We start from the raw sequence: 1,076 nt of genomic DNA, 5'->3' as shown, positions 1-1,076 counted from the left end.
CCGGTTGATGTGGTCGATCTGCCTGCGAAAGACATCCCACATCACGCTCTGCCGCAAACGCCGGACGTGTCGGCGAGCCCGGCGATGCCGCCAGGCTGTGAAATCGAGATCGAGGTCGGCAAACGACGTATTCGTATCCGCGGTGTGTCGCAGGAGTTCGCCGAACAGTATTTGCGAGACTGTCTGAAGTGATCCCGCCGAACACGCGAATCTGGATCGCGGCGGGCGTCACGGACATGCGTTCCGGCTTCAACTCGTTGGCCGCGAAGGTACAAACCGTGCTGGAGAAGGATCCCTACAGCGGGCACGTGTTCGTGTTCCGGGGTAAGCGCGGCGACTTGCTGAAGTGCTTGTGGTGGTGCGACGGTGGCCTGTGCCTGCTCTCGAAGCGCCTCGAGAAAGGACGTTTCGCGTGGCCACGCGCCGATGCCGGTGTTGTTGCGCTGACGACCGCTCAGCTCGCGCTCTTGCTCGAAGGTTTCGATTGGCGGCAGCCGATCGATGCGGTACGCCCGCGAAGCGCATTGTAAACGTTCATTACGCGTGGAGAGCTTGTGGGTGGCGTCGTGTAAGCTCACCGCATGTCCGCTGCTCCCACCGATCTCCCCGACGACATTGAAGCGCTGAAGGCGATGGTCGCCAGCTTGCGCGAGCAGCTCTCGTCGCGCGCGATCGAGATCGAACATCTGAAGCTGACGATTGCCAAGCTGCGCCGGATGCAGTTCGGCCGAAAATCGGAGAAGCTGGATCGCCAGATCGAACAGCTTGAATTGCGGCTGGAAGACCTGCAGGCCGATGAAGGCTCGGCCGATATGGCCGCGGCTGCTGCAGTGAAACGGCCGAGTCGCGAAGGTGTCGGCCGCAAGCCGTTGCCCGATCACCTTGAGCGCGAAGAGCGCATCCATCTGCCCGCCGATGATGACTGCCCCGATTGCGGCGGGCAACTCAAACCGCTGGGCGAAGACGTCGCGGAACAGCTCGAATACGTCCGGGCGCACTTCCGCGTGATTCGCCACCGCCGTCCGAAGCTGGCCTGCGCATGCTGCGATCGCATCGTGCAGGCCGCGGCACCGAGT

The 1,076-nt window shown here is 62.8% G+C and carries 3 protein-coding genes; all 3 read left to right on the top strand.

All coding sequences use genetic code 11. The features are described from left to right. Positions 1-192, top strand: a 192-nt coding sequence (locus ACPUER_RS36830; RefSeq protein WP_425133586.1) for a hypothetical protein, incomplete at its 5' end; no start/stop codon positions are given. Next, positions 189-530, top strand: a complete 342-nt coding sequence (gene tnpB / locus ACPUER_RS36825; RefSeq protein ID WP_036047966.1) for an IS66 family insertion sequence element accessory protein TnpB — start codon at positions 189-191, stop codon at positions 528-530. The genes ACPUER_RS36830 and tnpB, both read left to right, overlap by 4 nt. 51 nt (positions 531-581) lie before the next feature. Beyond that, positions 582-1,076, top strand: a 495-nt coding sequence (locus ACPUER_RS36820; RefSeq protein ID WP_425133585.1) for an IS66 family transposase zinc-finger binding domain-containing protein, incomplete at its 3' end; no start/stop codon positions are given.

It is taken from the genome of Burkholderia sp. DN3021 (genome assembly GCF_049805555.1).
Classification (GTDB): Bacteria; Pseudomonadota; Gammaproteobacteria; order Burkholderiales; family Burkholderiaceae; genus Burkholderia; species Burkholderia pyrrocinia_C.
Note: the sequence above shows the minus strand (reverse complement) of the source record. Positions and strands in the feature narration are given on the sequence as shown.